The organism is Paenibacillus baimaensis, assembly GCF_025567575.1.
Map to the genome: position 1 here is coordinate 190,688 of NZ_JAOQIO010000007.1, position 17,643 is coordinate 208,330.

A 17,643-nucleotide genomic window follows, 5' to 3' on the forward strand; every position below is an offset into this window, starting at 1 on the left:
ATTATTTCACTTGCTTGGAATCGTGCCAGAACAGAAAACGGTTTTCCAAAAAACTAATAAGTGCATAGAAAATAATCCCAACAACAATCGTATATATAATACTGGCAAACAGCATAGGGGAATTGTACGTCGTGCTGTTAAACACCAGTAAATAACCAAGCCCGCTCTCTCCTGATATCCATTCCGCAACGATAGCAGCAATAACCGCCTGAACCATGCCGACCTTCAAGCCCGCAAAAATTTGCGGCAAGGAATACGGAAGCTCAACTTGAATGATTTTTTGCCACCAGTTTAATCCCGTTATTTGCATCAAGCATTTGAGATTATACGTGACACTTTTCAAGCCAAATATGGCACCCAGCATAACTGGAAAAAACACCATAGATACAATTAACATCAGCTTGGAGGTGAAACCCAGACCAAACCAAATGACAAATAAAGGAGCAAGGGCAATCTTCGGCGCCGTTTGGGCAAGAAGAATATAAGGCATCAATGCTTCTTCAAGAAATTTAAAACGGCCGATCAGATAGCCGACCAAATAACCAAAAACGATCCCCAATACAAAACCTGCGAGCACTTCACCCGAGGTGACGAAAAAATGGTGCAGCAAATCCTGTGCGGAAAACATTTCGATAAGTGCTACTCCTACATCCGAAGGAAGCGGCACTATAAACGCAGGTACATCGAAAGCGACGACATACACATACCAGATGACTACAAGAATAAGGATGGCAACGAAATACTCTCCAACTTGCCTTAATCTCAGCATTAGCCCAGCACTTCCCTTAGCTTTTTAACGTAGTTCACGAACTCGATCGTTTCCTTCACTTCTACGGTCCGTGGATGTGGCAATTGAATGTCGATAATTTCATCAATTTTCCCTGGGCGGGGTGACATCACAATAACACGATCCGATAGAAATGCAGCTTCCGAAATACTGTGAGTCACGAACAGGATGGTTTTTTGGGTTTCGGTCCAGATTCGAAGCAATTCCAGCCCCATTTTGTCGCGGGTCAGTGCATCCAAAGCGCCAAACGGTTCATCCATGAGCAAAACATCCGGATTATACGATAATGCTCTGACTATCGCTACCCGCTGTCTCATCCCGCCGGATAATTCACGGGGATATGCTTTTTCAAACCCTTTCAAACCTGCAAGCTCCAATAGCTTGTCCAAATTTTCCAGATTGGCCGGGGTATCGAGCTTTTTGACCTCAAGCGGGAATTTGGCATTCTGGTATACGGTCTTCCAAGGAAGCAAGGTAGCATCCTGAAATACAAAACCGATATTGTCTGCCGAGTTCTCCCATGTAATCTTACCCGTGGAAGGCGTATCCAAATTCGCGAGTATGCGCAATAATGTTGATTTTCCACACCCGGATGGACCAATGATGGAAATAAACTCACTTTTTTTTACATCCAAATTAATATGTGTTAATGCCTGTACCTCTCGCCCATCGCTTGCCTTGTAGATTTTGTTAACATCCTCGATGTGAATTGCAGTAGTAGACACGTGTAACACCCCTTAACCTTCGCGATTTTACGGACACCATTGTATAAATAGCTGTTCCTTTTGTATAAACTTATTTTACATTTTATAAATGTAAAGTAATATATCCAAACCAACAAATTAAAGTTATCATTTTTGTCCATACAGACAATGTACATATTTACCATTCTTGTGATTAGAAATATATGGAATTAGTTCGTCTAGCAAGTTTTTCCTTGTTCTTATTCATGCCCACTGTTCTTTCTGACTATGCAGTTTTTCCCTTAGATATCAGAAAGAAAGCTTTGTCCATGTGCCGGGGGCTTGGAGCTGAAATTATCGGCAATCGTCGCTCCAACATCAGCAAAGGTCGTACGAATTCCCAGATTCAAGCCTTGATCCAGGCTCCGATGTGAAACGAGCAGCGGCACGTATTCCCTGGTGTGGTCCGTGCCCGGATGTGTCGGATCATTACCATGGTCAGCCGTAATGATGAGCAGATCATCGGGCCTTAAAGCTCCGGTTATTTCCGGTAATCGAGCATCGAATTCCCGTAACGCGGACGCATAGCCTGCCGGGTCTCGACGATGGCCATAAATAGCATCAAAATCAACAAGATTCAAAAAGCAGAGACCTGTAAAATCCTGTTTCATGACGCTCAGCAGCCAGTCCACTCCATCCCTGTTGGATTTGGTTTTCAAGCTTTCCGTAACACCCACACCTGCAAATATATCAGAAATTTTACCGATACCTATGCTAGCAAGCCCTTGCTCAACCAAGCGGTCCATGACCGTAGCCGTGGGCGGAGTCACAGCGTAATCCCGTCGATTCGGCGTTCTTACGAACAGGTCGGGTCCTCCAGTGAAAGGACGAGCGATGACCCTGCCCACGACGATACCGTTCGCATTCAAGGTCATTTCCCTTGCTTTCTGGCAAATTGCGTATAATTCTTCAAGAGGGACAATATCTTCGTGCGCCGCAATCTGCAGTACACTATCAGCCGAGGTGTATACAATCAGATGTCCACTCTGCATATGCTGAGCACCCAGCTCAACAAGAATATCGGTACCCGAAGCAACCTTATTGCCGATTATACGGCGGCCTGCTGCCTTCTCCAGAGCTTGAATGAACGCTTCAGGAAAGCCTTCAGGAAAAGTTTGGAATGGCGCCTCATTACATACGCCCATGATCTCCCAGTGGCCTGTCAGCGTGTCTTTGCCCGCTGAAATCTCAGCCATTTTCCCATAATGAGCCTTGGCATTTGCTACAGCCTGCAGCCCTTGAATGGCTTCTATACAGCCAAGCCCCATTTGCTCCAAATGCGGCAGCCGTAGTTGTCCTGTAGTCTCCGCAATATGTCCCAGTGTATGTGAACCTGAATCACCATATTGAGATGCATCTGGAAGCGCACCGATGCCTACACTATCAAGAACAATCAGAAAAACTCTTGGAAATCGAATCGTCATCTGGTTATCCCCATTTCGTCATATACGACCTTACCATTGACCATCGTTAGAACGGCTTTCCCTTTAAGTTTCATACCAATAAAAGGACTGTTTCTGGATTTAGATTGAAATGCTTCTGCATCGACCGTCCATTCTTTCTGCGGATCAAGTAATGTAATATCAGCATCACAGCCCTCAGCCAGCCTTCCTGAAGAAAGACCCATAATTCGGGAAGGGATAATCGTCAGCTTGGCAATCGCCTCTGTCAAAGTCAGCTTCTCTGGATGAACCAGGTAGGTAAACGTTAAGCCCACAGCCGTTTCCAGCCCCACCATCCCAAAGGGTGCATCCGCTAATGGGCGCCCCTTCTCGTCAAGCGTGTGCGGAGCATGATCGGTTGCAATCGCATCCAGTGTTCCGTCGACCAAACCCGCAATGACGGCTTCCACATCCTCCCGGGTGCGAAGCGGAGGATTCACCTTGGCCATGGTGCCGCTTACCAATGCCTGTTCATCCGTTAAGGAAAAATGATGCGGCGCACCTTCACCCGTAACCCGTACCCCTCTAGCCTTCGATTCGCGTATAAGCTGAACGCCTCTGGAGGTGGAGACATGCTGAATGTGAAGCCTTGCACCAGTATCTTCTGCGAACAGGATATCACGGGCAATAATCAATTCTTCACCAAGCCGATGGATTCCCGGATCTCCAAGCTGCTCGCTTACCTTACCCTGATTAAGGGAACCGCTCTGAACCAGCTGATGATCCTCACAATGCGAGCTGATCGGCACGTCCAATTCTGCAGCTTTGCGGAAAGCCTCATGCACGAGTCGTGGGTCCATAACGGATTTGCCATCGTCGGTAAACGTAACAGCTCCTGCCCGATAAAGGGCTTCCATCTCCGTCAGCACCTTGCCTTCAATACCGTAAGTCAGAGCTGCCGAGGAATAGACCTTGACGCCCGCTTGCTCCTGTCCGGTGCGAAGCACATATTCAAGCGTCTGTACCGTATCAATACTTGGCTTCGTATTGGGCATGCAGACCACCGAGGTAAATCCCCCTGCAGCAGCAGAAGCAGCACCTGATGAAATCGTTTCCTTTTGTGGGAAGCCGGGATCACGAAAATGAACATGAATATCGACAAGACCCGGAACCACTAGTAAGCCCTTTGCGTCAATCACATGATCTATAGCTTCAACTTGCTTATTTCCAATAGCAATCACCTTGCCATCTTCGATGACGACGTCAGCGATTTCGTTAAAATCGTTTTCCGGATTGATAACCGTTCCATTTTTTATAAGTATCTTCATGTCCTGTCAATCCTTTCAATTCAAGTAATAGAAAGAGATAGTAGAAATCGTACCAAGAAAATCGCGGTGCGAATATGTGGAATTGGACAAAAAAATAAACCGAGTGTCGTCGGTTTAGCCAAATCCTAAATATTGCCGGACTGTAAAAGCTGGTCTATTTTGAGTCCCATATGCAGCAGCAGTCGTTTCTCCGCATCATGAACGTTACATCCTGTAAGCTGCTCTATTTTTTGCAGCCGGTATTTCATTGTATTCACGTGAACGAACAGCTTTTCTGCCGATTCCGACAAAGAGCAATTGCTGGCAAAGTACTCCCTCAGCGTATCTGCAAGGGTGGCATTGTTACTCCAGTCGTATTCTACCAGCTTGCCGATGGTTTCCGAATACAGCTCCTCCATCTCTTTCCAATCACTTACCTGGCCCAATACGCGATAGATACCCAGATCCTCATAATGGACGCAACCTGTGGCTCCACTGATCGGTTTTCCCAATTGAATCGCTTTGACAGCCTCCTTATACCCTTCGTGAATGCCTTCCAGTCCTTGATAAAACCGCCCGATACCGAGGGTAAACTGCAATTCCTCAAATTCTTGCGAAAGCTGTCGGTACGCGGATTCGGCCAAATCCATGGTGGAGCTTTTGTGGGGCCTTTGTTGCTGGGCATATTCTGGCGCACCTGTCCCATCGCAGTGATAGAGCACAATAATATGCTCCTTACGTATCGTAAGTATGGCATTAAATCGGAAAATATCGTTCACTTTGCGCAGCATCTTTCGTTTACGCTCCTGAAACCACAGTGCTTCATTCTCGATCAGTGTCGTATGTGAAGAAGAGCTGGTAAAAGTGATAGCAAACACCTGATAATCCTTCGCTAAATCCCAGTTGAACATTCTCCCTTTATTAATAACCTCGGTTTTATCCGTAATATTCCCCAAAAGCACTTCAGTTAACAGGTCATCCTTAAAATTTTGCTCTACATCAGCCTTCGTAATCACCTTCAAAAACTCAAGAGCCATCAACAGTATGGTTCGATCCAGTACAAGAAAATCCCGTTCGACAAATTCTCTTTTGGTTTGCCAACACGTCACATCCCCATACAGCTCATCGTTCAGCAGCAAAGGTGTAACTATGCAGGGGGTTTTTAGATGATTAAGCATTCTCTCCATCCTGATCGAACGCTTTGCTATTTTCAACTCGTTTTTTTGTGATCGTGTGAGGGGAGCGACATGACTGCCCGACGAAATACCTTCGAGGTTAGGCATCTCCGATCCCACGGTAATGATATTCTCCGTCATTTGCTGGACAGCTTCCACCAAGGCCGGTATGCCCTTGCCTCCCATGGCCAGTTCCGTGATCCACTGGAACGACTTTTCCAGCTGCTCCTTCCCCAGATCCGGCTGATTTAAGCTCCGTTCCATCAGTGGGGTCATTATATCCAGATAGGAAACCTCGTCATCGATTTCAATAATTGGAAAATCAAGCCGGTTCCCCGCCTCAATGATGGCAGCAGGGATTTGTTTCACGTACCGCTCGGTTTTAATCGCCAAGGCTGAGCTCCCCACAGCATGCAATTGTTGAACCAGCTGTCCAATCGCTTCCTCATCGTCCTTGATCGGATACAGACTCGTCAACAATAGGTCATTTCCCTTCAGCCAACGGATCACATCCGGCACTTCCATAACAGTGATATAATCAATGGTCTTATGCAGCCCCTTTTCCCCGGCTACCACCTTACACTTGACCAATCCGCCGATCTGCATCGCATCCTTTACGCTGACTCCCATCCAACTCCCCCTCTTTTAGTATGAAGATAACAGAAAAACGGAGATAATACTACATTCGCGATCCTTCGTCAGTCATCAAGGGAAATTTATAGGATTGTATATTTATTCGTTTTAATGTATATTTAATCACAATTATAAAACTTTAATTTAATATCCCACCTTTTTCATATAATTATTTTTAGGAGTGAAGCAGGATGAAAGCCAGATTGTTGTTAGAGGATGGAACCCTCTTTGAGGGCCAGGCTTTTGGCAGTGAGAGAGAATCCGCAGGAGAGGTCGTCTTCCAAACCGGTATGACAGGTTATCAGGAGGTACTGTCTGATCCTTCTTATTGCGGACAGCTCGTTACGATGACGTATCCGTTGATCGGAAATTATGGTATCAACCGGGACGATTTTGAAGCTATCCGCCCGTGGATTCACGGTTTTATTGTTAGGAAACACGAGCTTGCACCGAGCAATTGGAGATCATCCATGAGTCTCGATGCCTTGCTGAAGCAGCATGAAATTCCGGGGATCAGTGGCATTGACACACGAATGCTGACACGCATTTTGCGACAGCACGGTACGATGAAGGGTCTGCTGACGACCAGCAGCCAATCGCTGGCCTCGCTGCAGGAACAGCTGCATGCCATATCTCCCCTGAGCAATCCCGCAGCACTTGTTTCCACCCCGCAGCCATACCGGAGCCCAGGAGCCAAAGAGCGTATTGTGGTTGTGGATTTCGGCTGTAAATCAGGTATTATCCGAGAGCTAATCACCCGGGGATGCGATGTTACCGTCGTTCCTCATGATACGACAGCCGATCAAATTCGCCGCTTTAACCCGGATGGCATTCTTCTCTCCAATGGTCCGGGCGATCCGAAGGATGTCGCTTATGTGTTACCCGTGATCCGGGAGCTTCTCGGCGAGATTCCGATGTTTGGTATTTGTCTGGGACATCAGCTGTTTGCACTGGCCTGTGGTGCGGATTGCAGCAAGCTGACCTTCGGGCACCGCGGCTCCAACCATCCGGTAAAGCACTTGGAAACCGGCCGCTGTCTCATTACCTCACAAAATCATAGTTATGCGGTGGTTGATGCTTCCGTTGCTGCCACCGATCTGACGATCACCCATATCAATAATAACGATGGCACCATAGAAGGACTCCAGCACAACTATTACCCTGCCTTTTCTGTACAGTTCCACCCCGAAGCATCTCCGGGACCTTATGACAGCAATGCGCTGTTCGATCAATTTTTGGACGTTATCCATCGTTTTCAGCAAACTCACACTTTAAATAATTCTCAGGACAAAGGAGTAGAACGGTTGTATGCCGAAAAATAAAGCCTATCAAAAAGTTCTCATCATCGGATCAGGCCCCATCGTGATTGGGCAGGCCGCCGAGTTTGACTATGCGGGTACACAAGCTTGCCAAGCGCTTAAGGAGGAAGGCGTAGAGGTAGTGCTTATTAACAGCAATCCGGCTACGATTATGACCGATCATACATTTGCCGACAAGGTTTATCTGGAGCCGATCACGCTGGAATTCGTCAAACAGATCATTATGCAGGAGCGCCCTGACGGATTACTTGCCACGCTTGGTGGACAAACGGGGCTCAACATGGCGCTTGAGCTTGCTCAAGACGGCATTCTGGAGCGTGAACAGGTGAAGCTTCTCGGTACACAGCTGGATGCCATCCGCAAGGCGGAGGATCGTGAGCTGTTCCGCGAGCTGATGAAAGATCTTCAGCAGCCAGTGCCACAAAGCGTCATCGTTACTGAGCCCAACGAGGCTATACGGTTTGCCGAGCAAATCGGGTATCCGGTCATCGTTCGCCCGGCTTATACGCTGGGTGGAAGCGGTGGCGGTATTGCTCACCAGGCCGATGAGCTCATGGATATCGTCCGCTCTGGTCTGTATTGCAGTCCCATCGGTCAATGTCTGGTGGAAAAAAGTATCGCTGGTATGAAGGAAATCGAGTATGAGGTTATGCGTGATGCCCACGATAATTGCATTGTCATCTGCAATATGGAAAATTTCGATCCTGTTGGCGTACATACAGGGGATAGTATTGTCGTAGCTCCAAGTCAAACGTTATCCGATCGCGAATATCAAATGCTGCGCACGGCCTCTATTCAAATCGTTAGCTCGCTAGGTATAGAAGGTGCATGCAATGTCCAGTTCGCGCTGGACCCGGACAGCTACCAGTATTACGTCATCGAAGTCAATCCGAGGGTCAGCCGTTCGTCTGCTCTGGCTTCCAAGGCCACAGGCTATCCGATAGCCAAAATTGCTGCCAAAATAGCAATGGGCTTTACCCTCGATGAGATCGTTAATCCGGTAACAGGCCAAACCTATGCCTTCTTCGAGCCTGCACTCGATTATATCGTAACGAAAATTCCACGTTGGCCGTTTGATCAATTTCCTTCAGCCAACCGTACGCTGGGAACACAAATGAAGGCCACAGGGGAAGTCATGGCGATTGGCCGAACCTTTGGCGAGTCCCTGCAGAAAGCCGTTCGTTCCCTTGAAATTGGGGCTGTAGGACTCTATCTTCCCGGCACGGCGCAGCTCCAACAAGACGATTTGCATAAACGGCTGCAAAAAGCGGATGATGAACGGCTATTTCTGATTGCCGAATCATTTCGTCGCGGATATGCCGTATCCGACGTTCATCGTCTGACACAGATCGATCCGTGGTTCTTGCACAATATCGAGCAGCTGGTTCGATTCGAATATGAGCTTCAACAAGAGGTGCTAACGGAGTCACTGCTTCTGGAAGCCAAGCAGCACGGCTTCAGCGATCAGGCTATTGCTGGCATTCGCCGCTCAGTGAATCCCTCCTATTCCTTGACAACCGCATTGGCCATTGAACAATATCGTTATGCTCTTGGCATGATTCCGGTATACAAGATGGTGGACACCTGCTCGGCGGAGTTTGAAGCGACCTCGTCCTATTATTATTCAACCTATGAAATCGAAAATGAAACCCCGGCACCAACGAAGCCGAGGATCGTGGTATTGGGCTCTGGTCCCATACGTATCGGACAAGGAATCGAATTTGATTACTCCACCGTTCATGCTGTTAAAGCCATACAGGAAATGGGTTATGAAGCAGTTATTATTAATAATAATCCAGAGACGGTTTCTACCGACTTCGACATTTCCGACCGATTATACTTTGAGCCTCTTCATCTTGAGGATGTCCTGCATGTGATTAAACATGAGCAGCCTGAAGGGGTTATCGTGCAATTCGGTGGTCAGACAGCTATTGGCTTAGCGTCGGCTTTAGTGGAGCGCGGCATTCGTATTTATGGTACCAGCTTTGCCGGAATCGATACGGCCGAGGACCGCAAAAAATTCGAGGCGCTCCTTAGCAAGCTGCATATTGCTCAACCGCAAGGAGCCACAGCACGTTCGATTGTCGAGGCTGCGGATACCGCACAACGTATCGGCTACCCTGTATTAGTACGTCCTTCCTACGTTCTTGGGGGACGCGCCATGGAAATTGTTCATTCCGAGGCTGAGTTGATGATTTATATGGTACGTGCAGCCCAGGTCAGCCCTGAGCATCCCGTCTTAATCGACCATTATATGCACGGAATCGAGGTCGAAATTGATGCCATTTATGATGGCCAAACCATCTTGATTCCTGGCATTATGGAACAAATCGAACGAACCGGTGTCCATTCTGGAGACTCCATTGCCGTATATCCACCACAAAGCTTATCGTCCGGTGTCCAAGCTCAAATTGTAGCCATCACCTTACAATTGTCTGAACACCTCGGCATAGTGGGGCTCGTTAACATTCAGTTTTTAGTCGAAAACGAGCTGGTATATGTTATCGAAGTCAATCCGCGTGCATCAAGAACCGTACCATTTATGAGTAAAGTCACGAGTGTACCCATGGCTAATATTGCTGCGAAAGTATCGTTAGGTCAAAGCCTCTCCTCTTTCGGATTCCCGGAGGGCTTACTTAAGGAAACGGACGAAGTATCCGTCAAAGTCCCCGTGTTTTCTATGCATAAATTAAGCGGAGTGGAGATCGTACTCGGTCCGGTTATGAAATCTACTGGTGAGGTGATAGGCAGAGACCTCGTGTTTGCCAAAGCGATGCACAAGGGCATGCTCGCCGCAAGCATGAAGCTTCCAGCTCAAGGTACTGTTATTGTTTCTGTTGACGACAGGCATAAGCAGGAGGCGGTGGAGCCATTAAGGATGCTTTTCCAACTGGGATACAGGGTTATCGCTACACCCGGGACTGCGCAGGTGCTGCAAGCAGCCGGTATTCCAGCTGCAAGCCTTCCCATAGAGGAAATGGTCCATTCGCTGCGAAGCCTCAAAGCGGACCTGTTCATCAACACCGTGACGACAGGAAAAATGGCTGACAGCAGCGGCTTCCAACTGCGTCGTGAAGCCATAGAAAGCGGTGTTGTTTGCCTGACCTCTATGGATACCGTACGCACTTATACAAATACGCTTGAATCCATATACTTTACACCTTTCGCTTTGGATTCATTAGTGTGACATTAACCTATTCTCCATTAGACTAAAAGGTAAAGAGTCCCTATCCATTGCGATACTTCGCATGACGGCTCCAAATAAACAGCGCCCTGACCCGAGTGAAATATCGGGTTCAGGGCGCTGTTTGCTATGCAATTATCGCAAATCCTGTTCTCTATGCTCAGGTTGGTTGTTTAACCAATCCGCCAAGGTGCATACCCGTTCAGGATACTTATGGCTTCTTGCAAGAAAACCGGCTCCATGCTGTGGCATTGGATCCTGATCTGTAGGCTGGTAACGCAGATCCACACTCCAGCGAACACTTTTCGACAAGTTTGGAGTGGACATGTGCAGGCAGCGATCGTTAAACAATATCGCACTCCCTGCTTTTACGGGCAAGATTACGGTTGGTGTAGTTCCTAATTGCTTCTCGCTTAAAGCGGTGTAGCCGGTTCCTGTAGCACTCTCCCGATGCCATTTCAACACCCGCTTTTTATGCGTTCGCGGCTTGATATGCAGACAGCCATTTTCTTCCGTTGCATCAACCAATGAGATCCATACTGTAATGACAGGATTTGCATTCGCATCCGGCCAATACGATTTGTCCTGATGCCACGGTACTGCACCTGCCGCAACAAGAGGAACCTTGGGACGAACATTATAAACCGGGTTAGAAAATATTTCACCGCCAATCAGCGATTCTACTGCATTCAATATTTTGGGATTACTCATTAGGGTAAAGTAGCCTGGAAGGCGGTCTCTCCAGCTGCGCCCGTATTTCAGAAATTCCTCTGCGGATAAGTCCTTAAACAAATCCGCCAGTCGATTCGGAAAAGGAGTATCCGCTAAAGTATCCGTAATTAACCCTGCGGCTAACAGCTCATCGGCTATCTGTGTCACCTTTTGTGACATCGCCTGCTTCACCGCTTGCAAATCTTCTTCTGTTAATAATTCGGGAAGAACCAAATAACCTTCTTCGTTATAAAAATCCAATTGCTCTTTCGTTAAACTGCCACTTACATACACGTCCATCACTCAAACACCTCCAGATAAAGTTTGGATTGATCTGCAGGATTATTATAGCAATGGACGGTTCATAAGTATTTTAATAAATCATCACTGATTTGTACGATATTCCGGTGATTTGAATTCGCCCAAATATGTTAAACTAAGGAGGTCAGCTCGTATTCCAATGGTCAGGAGATGAATCAGCTCCGTGAAAAACATTCAAGATATAGTTCCAATCCTAAGAATTGCCCACCATTACAAGTTTTATGAAAGCTCCAATGAAGGAAATCGTTATGGGTATTGTTATGCTTTTCATCTATTTGATGGTGGACAAGGCACGGTGACAGTCGGCTCCAAGCGTTATCCTGTACGTAGAGGATCTTTGTTCTATATTCCACCGACACTCATACATGGTTTTCAGAGCAGTCATGAAGATCCTTTGTCCAGCTATAATATTTATTGCGAGCTTTGGACAAATCATCCCATGGAGACAAAGCAGCATGTAGCCTACAACACCGCACAAATCGACTCTCAATACCTCACTACCATAATGCCCTGTGAAGAACTGGAGCACTTTCCTTCGGTGGTACAAATCCAACAGCATCCTCGTCTTGTCGATTTGTTTATTCATATAACTCGTGTGTACAGTGAAAACAGCCTGTTTAAGAACGAAATTTCAGCAAGTCTGCTTTATGGTTGGATTTTGGAATTTCATCAAATTTGCCGTTCAGCACAACCCTTCGATCCACGGATTCAACGCATTATCGAAAAGATGGAGAGCCATTCCTGGAGCCATGACGATGAGATTGATTGGCAAATCCAAAGCGGGCTGCAGAAGACCCACTTCTATAATTTATTTAAACAGATGACGGGACTGTCGCCTAAAGCCTATCTTTTGAAAATAAAAATGCGTAGAGCTGCAGCCACCCTGCTTGAAAGCAACCGATCCATAACCGATATTTCATTGTATCTGGGCTATGCTTCCATTCATTATTTCACCAAGCAGTTTACAGCCTATTTCGGCGTTTCACCGACTCAATTTCGGAACAGACATTAACATAAGCATTCAGATCAGCACATATACCTGATCACCCTCTGTCTCCACCTCATATCCCCGCAGTCGGACGTTAGGATCTGCCAAATGCTGGCCATTGGTCAGATCGAATTCCCAGCCATGCCAGGGACAGCGAACAATTTCCTGCTCCCTGCCATATTGATACTCGTAAACCATCGAAGGCAATCGGGTCCCGCATACAACCCCTACACACACCGGAGCCGCAGCGTGCGGGCACACATTTCGCCATGCATGCAGGTTTCCTTTTACAAGAAAGATTCCGATCTCCATGCCTTTAACCACTGCTATGACCCGCCCTTTTTCCTGCAATTCCATGAGTGACGCAGCCTCGTAACGTACTTTGACTTTATTCATTATGGTGTTCCTCCTTCGAATTTATAGAACCAACGGACCTTACCCGTTTAAGCCTTGTTGTAAGGCTCTGAGGAAGTTACGTTCGAAGGAGCCTCAGTCGATTGTGCGATGTTTGCAGCTGGTTTGTCATACAGTCCATACAGATTCATAGCATTTTCGACCAGAATCTTACGTCGTAAATCTTTGCGAATCGGCTGCAGCACCATCTGTGGATTATCAAAGTCCCAATGCGGATAATCGGATGAGAACATGACCATATGGTCGCCGCCAATCATATCAAAAACCTGGTTAAGATGATCAGGGTTTGTCGGCTCTTCAATCGGCTGTGTCGTTAGCAAAATATGCTCTCGAATATACTCGGAAGGCATCCGCTTCAACCAAGGGACTAAATCCCTCAGCGCTTTGTAATTCTTGTCCATCCGCCACATCAGATGCGGCAGCCATGCAATTCCACCTTCAATGGCAACAAACTTCAGCTTTGGAAACTTTTCAAATACCCCTTCACAGACCAGACTGTTCACATGGGCCATATAGTTCGTCGGCAAAATATTGTGCCATTCCAGATAGGATGTCGGGTAACCGGATGGTGTCGGTGCTCCCGATATGCCCCTGCCTTCCGTTCCGGGATGAACAGCCACCGGCAGTCCGTTACGCTCCGCCGCCTCGTAGATCGGATGATAATAACGCTGACCATACAGCATTCTCGAACCACTGCACATAATCACCTGTACCATATCCGGGTGCTTCGCCATCCGATCGATTTCCTTGGCCGCTGTCTGCGGGTCCGAATGATTGATAAGAATAGACCCTTTAAATACCGGGCTGGCCTTCAGCCAGGTTTCAACGAGCCAATCATTGTAAGCACTGGCGACGACATTACCATAATCGGGATTCGGATTCAGAGAAATGCCGAGCACCCCGGACCCTGTCAAAATCCCGTAGTCAATTCCGTATTTTTCAAAATGGTGCTTCAGCATGAAGGCAGGGTCGCTGCCTGGAGTTTCTCCACCTTCAGGAACGGAATCCTTACGCATCACGCCTATTGGTGAATACCAGCCTCCACCGTAGCCTGGACCGCTTGCCAGCCAGTTCTCGTGCCATACTCTCGGCAAAAATGGAAGCAGATCCTTGGGCTTGGCAATCGCATTATGCACATCAGCATCAATGATATTAGGTTTATTGTTCATCTTATTCGCTCCTTTAACCGTGGAATCTAATTGCTTATAGGTTCTACTATAAAGGCACATCGGAGGTTCGTACATGAACAAAAGTTTCGGAAAATCTGGAGAAAAGTGTGCAACAAGTGAGGTGAACGTTAGGAGCTGCGCGGTCGAAGTGTTCTTACGATCGCTGTTGTTTGCGGATTTTCCTCATTTGATCAGACATTTATCGGTGAAAATCCGCAAACAAAGGCGAGCGCTCCGCTTCTCCAGAACACCACGACCGCTTCGCTCATCGTTCACCTCACTTGGCAGGAGGTAGAGAGCAAGAGCAAGAGCAAGAGCAAGCAAGAGCAAGGGCAAGGGCAAGGGCAAGAGCAAAAAACAAGAGCAAAGGAGAAACCTAAGGGCAAGGGCAAGAGCAGACATTTTCAAAAAAATTTGGCAATACACTTAAAATTTGTATTCTACCTGCCGATATAGAAAAAGTAATTGAAAGATTGCGGATACCGCAACAAAATGAAATCGAGGTGGATTGGAAATGGAATGGTTTTTAAAAGCGTTTAAGAATTACGCTGGGTTTCAAGGGAGAGCAAGACGCAAGGAATACTGGATGTTTTTTCTGTTCAGTACCATCTTTTCTATTGTGGCGGCCATATTGGATTCAATCGTAAATCTGAATTCCGTATTAGCAGGACTGTATTCATTAGCTATTTTGTTACCGTCTTTAGCTGTTGGAGCTCGCAGACTACACGATACGGGAAGAAGCGGATGGTGGCTCTTAATTAGTTTGATTCCGCTGATTGGAAGCATTATCCTCATTGTATTTTTGTGTCAGGATAGTGAAGAGTATGATAATAAATATGGCGCGAATCCTAAAATGTAGTTATAAGAATTTACGCCTGTTGATTAACCAGATAGTGGATTTTGACGACTCACCACTTTTTCATGGAGTCACCGTCTTTCGGTTAGTTTGTAGAGGTACAACTAACCGAAAGGTGGCGACTCTTTTTCTGCCATTTTGTAGTAAATCGAAGCTTGTTCGCTATTTTCCTTCTTAACCAAATCACCAATATTCGGACGCATTTTTTCGATACATAAAAACTGTCGATTTCGTATCCAGAATCTTCCCCAAATACCGAACCTACAGGATCTCGAAGCGCAAGCCTGTCGTGGATTCAAGAAATAGACCTACCCGAGTCCTCATCTGGCCATTAGGTAGGTGCGGACTATTTTACGCTTACGTTTTCAAGTATTTGATAGATTCTTGCATTAGATATACCGGTTTGTTCTGTTATTCGGTTAATGGTGTACTTTTTTACTATTGTACTACTGTTTAAATGTAGCCATCAGCCTTTTGGCAACACCAGCGGATGTTGTGATGTTCTCATAAATTCGAAGTGTCAACGGATAATCCAATTGTTCAGATTTAATATCAGTGAAAGTAACCGTTTGTGCTCCATTGATCAATTTCCCTTTTCCTTGAAGCGTTTGATTGTTGCTTCCTAATATCCGATCTCTGCCGTCAACCAGCTCGAATTCCATTGTTGCAATAGTATTATCCACAATAACCTCCGCAACCTTTTGAATATCGAGGCTCAGCTTTAACTTATATGAATAAGCATTGGAGCTATACACGGAGGACAATTCCCAATTTTCAATATTCACTGTGTAAGGATAGAAGGAGAGCACCTTACTGATCGCATTCGGATCATCCTCACCTGTTTGGTTCATTGTCACTTTGTAATCTGCAATGGGTAGCTTCACCTGCGTAAAGTTGGACGTATCCAATATACTCAATTTAAAAGCTCCAGTTGCTGTAGGAGGCAGCATGTAGGAGTAGCTATACACATAGGCCGCATTCGGAATTAACTGCGTTAAGGAAGTCGTCTCACGTGTACCCGGGAAGGAGGTTCCCGATGCATCTGTCAAAGTTGTATCAAACGTTGGCAATGCAAGAGTTTCATTGCTTTTGTTCAAAAACTTGAACTTGGCGATGACCGATTGATAGCCATTGTCCGCGTTAGTATACCCGTTCAGTTCTACTACAGACATCTCTAGTTCAGGATCAATTAATTTACTACCTGAGTCGAAGGTGAACGCTTGGCCGAGTGTGTACGATGCAATCGAGTCTAAATTAGTAGCAGTGGTAATGCCATCTTGAAGACTGACTAAGGCGATAGGAACCGTGCTTGTAATATTTGCCGTCGACACTGATAACGAGTTGTCTTTTGTAGCTGATGTCACCGCTGCTCCAGTAGTTTTACCGCTAGCCGTGTTTGATGTTCCTGTTACAAATTTGAGCTGTTCAGCGGCGATTCCCTCAGGTAACAGCACGAAAAATTTGTAAATACCAGATTTCCCTTGAGCAATATAAGCATCCGGCGATATGATCGTATCCGTTGCTATGGAAAGCGCGGCTTGATCGGAAATCATCGTGCCTGTTAAAGTTGGCGTTTGCAAAGCGCTTTTGCTTCCATTATGCAAAACAGTCGTAATGAGTACACCTTTCTTGTTGGAAATAAGCTGTTCTTCAGCCTTTTGCAGCTCCAAATTTAACCCTTCACGACCTTGAATAAGGTATGGGATTTTCTCTCCCATTTTAGCGACTTGAGACAACGATATTAAGGATAGCTTACCGAAGGATATCGTACCAAGATTATTGTTGGCTAGCTCCAAAACCATCTTATCCACGTTAGGAATCGTATCTAACTCAACCGTAAGTAATACATGCTTGGTCTGGCCTGCATTGATTGAATTTCCATTAATCGCATTAGCAGTAAAAACCAGGATTTTATCTTGTTCGTCATGAAGTAAATATTTTAATCCTGTAGGTAATGTGATGCTCTCTGAACCTGTTGGCGTCAATAATGCATCCACCAAAAGTGTCCATTTACCATCCTGCGGGACAGTGATAGCTTTAAGGACTTGAACAGTGACATATGAGCTGGTAGTTAAGGATGTATCAACATCAGCTAGATTCAAGAGCAGTTGCCCAGGTTGTTCACCAAACGACTGCGCACTTGCTACTGAAAGCGACCCTACATCCAATAATTTTCCGCCGCTACGCTCGAACACAGTAACCTGCAGTTGGCTGGTTTCAACGGCTATCGGAATCGTTGTTACATAATTGTAGCTTGTTGTAGAATGTACAGCTACAAGCCCATCAGTCGTTTTGGTCATTCGCGCGTAATAGCTGCCACCAGCTTGGGAGGCTACTTTAATCCCGTAATGATTATAGTCAACAACCGAATCGCTATCATTGTTTAATTGGATGTTAAAACTCATTATCTGCGTATCCAAGCCTTTGGAAATGGCAACATCCTCAAGCGTAAAATAAACAGAATTGCTTATAAGTACCCCTTCCTTACCCGCATAAACAATAAGGTTAGTCCAAGCGAATAAAGCCATGCCTATTATGACAGCAGCTATAAGCGCGAGCCGGGCTATATATGTGATTTTCGTATCGCGTAACCAATCCCTATACATGAATGTTCCTCCTTTAAGTTTTCGCAGAAAGTTTGTTTCTTTAAGCAA

General features: G+C 46.2%; 13 protein-coding genes. 4 read left to right on the forward strand and 9 right to left on the reverse strand.

All coding sequences use genetic code 11. The features are described 5' to 3' along the window. Position 1: 1 nt before the first annotated feature. From OB236_RS02600 to OB236_RS02620, 5 genes are all read right to left on the reverse strand, one after another. Positions 2–769: an ABC transporter permease gene (locus OB236_RS02600; RefSeq protein ID WP_076228305.1), complete on the reverse strand. Its 768-nt coding sequence runs from the start codon at positions 767–769 to the stop codon at positions 2–4. Beyond that, on the reverse strand, positions 769–1,512 hold the full coding sequence (locus tag OB236_RS02605) for an ABC transporter ATP-binding protein (protein ID WP_076228307.1): 744 nt from the start codon (positions 1,510–1,512) through the stop codon (positions 769–771). Before OB236_RS02605 ends, OB236_RS02600 begins: the two co-directional genes overlap by 1 nt. Before the next feature lie 260 nt (positions 1,513–1,772). Continuing rightward, complete coding sequence (gene deoB, locus OB236_RS02610) at positions 1,773–2,954, reverse strand: phosphopentomutase (protein ID WP_262682577.1); 1,182 nt, start codon at positions 2,952–2,954, stop codon at positions 1,773–1,775. After that, on the reverse strand, positions 2,951–4,240 hold the full coding sequence (locus OB236_RS02615; protein ID WP_262682578.1) for a dihydroorotase: 1,290 nt from the start codon (positions 4,238–4,240) through the stop codon (positions 2,951–2,953). The genes deoB and OB236_RS02615 overlap by 4 nt, the downstream gene beginning before the upstream one ends. Positions 4,241–4,365: 125 nt before the next feature. Beyond that, positions 4,366–6,024, reverse strand: coding sequence for a PucR family transcriptional regulator (locus tag OB236_RS02620; RefSeq protein WP_262682579.1), 1,659 nt, complete (start codon positions 6,022–6,024; stop codon positions 4,366–4,368). Between the two features lie 194 nt (positions 6,025–6,218). On the opposite strand from OB236_RS02620, the gene OB236_RS02625 reads away from it, so the two are divergent. Both OB236_RS02625 and carB read left to right on the forward strand, forming a co-directional pair. After that, entirely contained in the window at positions 6,219–7,349 is a 1,131-nt protein-coding gene (locus tag OB236_RS02625; protein ID WP_262682580.1) for a carbamoyl phosphate synthase small subunit, read from the forward strand. After that, the gene (gene carB / locus OB236_RS02630) at positions 7,336–10,533 is read left to right on the forward strand and encodes a carbamoyl-phosphate synthase large subunit (protein ID WP_262682581.1); all 3,198 of its coding nucleotides are present in this window, start codon (positions 7,336–7,338) and stop codon (positions 10,531–10,533) included. The genes OB236_RS02625 and carB overlap by 14 nt, the downstream gene beginning before the upstream one ends. 132 nt (positions 10,534–10,665) lie before the next feature. Here carB and OB236_RS02635 read toward each other — a convergent pair whose 3' ends face one another. Then, on the reverse strand, positions 10,666–11,541 hold the full coding sequence (locus OB236_RS02635; protein WP_262682582.1) for a phytanoyl-CoA dioxygenase family protein: 876 nt from the start codon (positions 11,539–11,541) through the stop codon (positions 10,666–10,668). Positions 11,542–11,725: 184 nt separating this feature from the next. On the opposite strand from OB236_RS02635, the gene OB236_RS02640 reads away from it, so the two are divergent. Beyond that, positions 11,726–12,574, forward strand: coding sequence for an AraC family transcriptional regulator (locus tag OB236_RS02640; protein ID WP_262682584.1), 849 nt, complete (start codon positions 11,726–11,728; stop codon positions 12,572–12,574). A gap of 9 nt (positions 12,575–12,583) precedes the next feature. Here OB236_RS02640 and OB236_RS02645 read toward each other — a convergent pair whose 3' ends face one another. Then, on the reverse strand, positions 12,584–12,946 hold the full coding sequence (locus tag OB236_RS02645) for a Rieske (2Fe-2S) protein (protein ID WP_076229611.1): 363 nt from the start codon (positions 12,944–12,946) through the stop codon (positions 12,584–12,586). Positions 12,947–12,993: 47 nt separating this feature from the next. Then, positions 12,994–14,133, reverse strand: coding sequence for an amidohydrolase family protein (locus OB236_RS02650; RefSeq protein ID WP_262682585.1), 1,140 nt, complete (start codon positions 14,131–14,133; stop codon positions 12,994–12,996). Positions 14,134–14,647: 514 nt separating this feature from the next. Here OB236_RS02650 and OB236_RS02655 point away from each other — a divergent pair. Further along, the gene (locus tag OB236_RS02655) at positions 14,648–14,992 is read left to right on the forward strand and encodes a DUF805 domain-containing protein (protein WP_076229610.1); all 345 of its coding nucleotides are present in this window, start codon (positions 14,648–14,650) and stop codon (positions 14,990–14,992) included. Positions 14,993–15,435: 443 nt separating this feature from the next. Here OB236_RS02655 and OB236_RS02660 read toward each other — a convergent pair whose 3' ends face one another. Further along, the gene (locus OB236_RS02660; protein WP_262682587.1) at positions 15,436–17,595 is read right to left on the reverse strand and encodes a hypothetical protein; all 2,160 of its coding nucleotides are present in this window, start codon (positions 17,593–17,595) and stop codon (positions 15,436–15,438) included. Between the last annotated feature and the right edge of the window lie 48 nt (positions 17,596–17,643).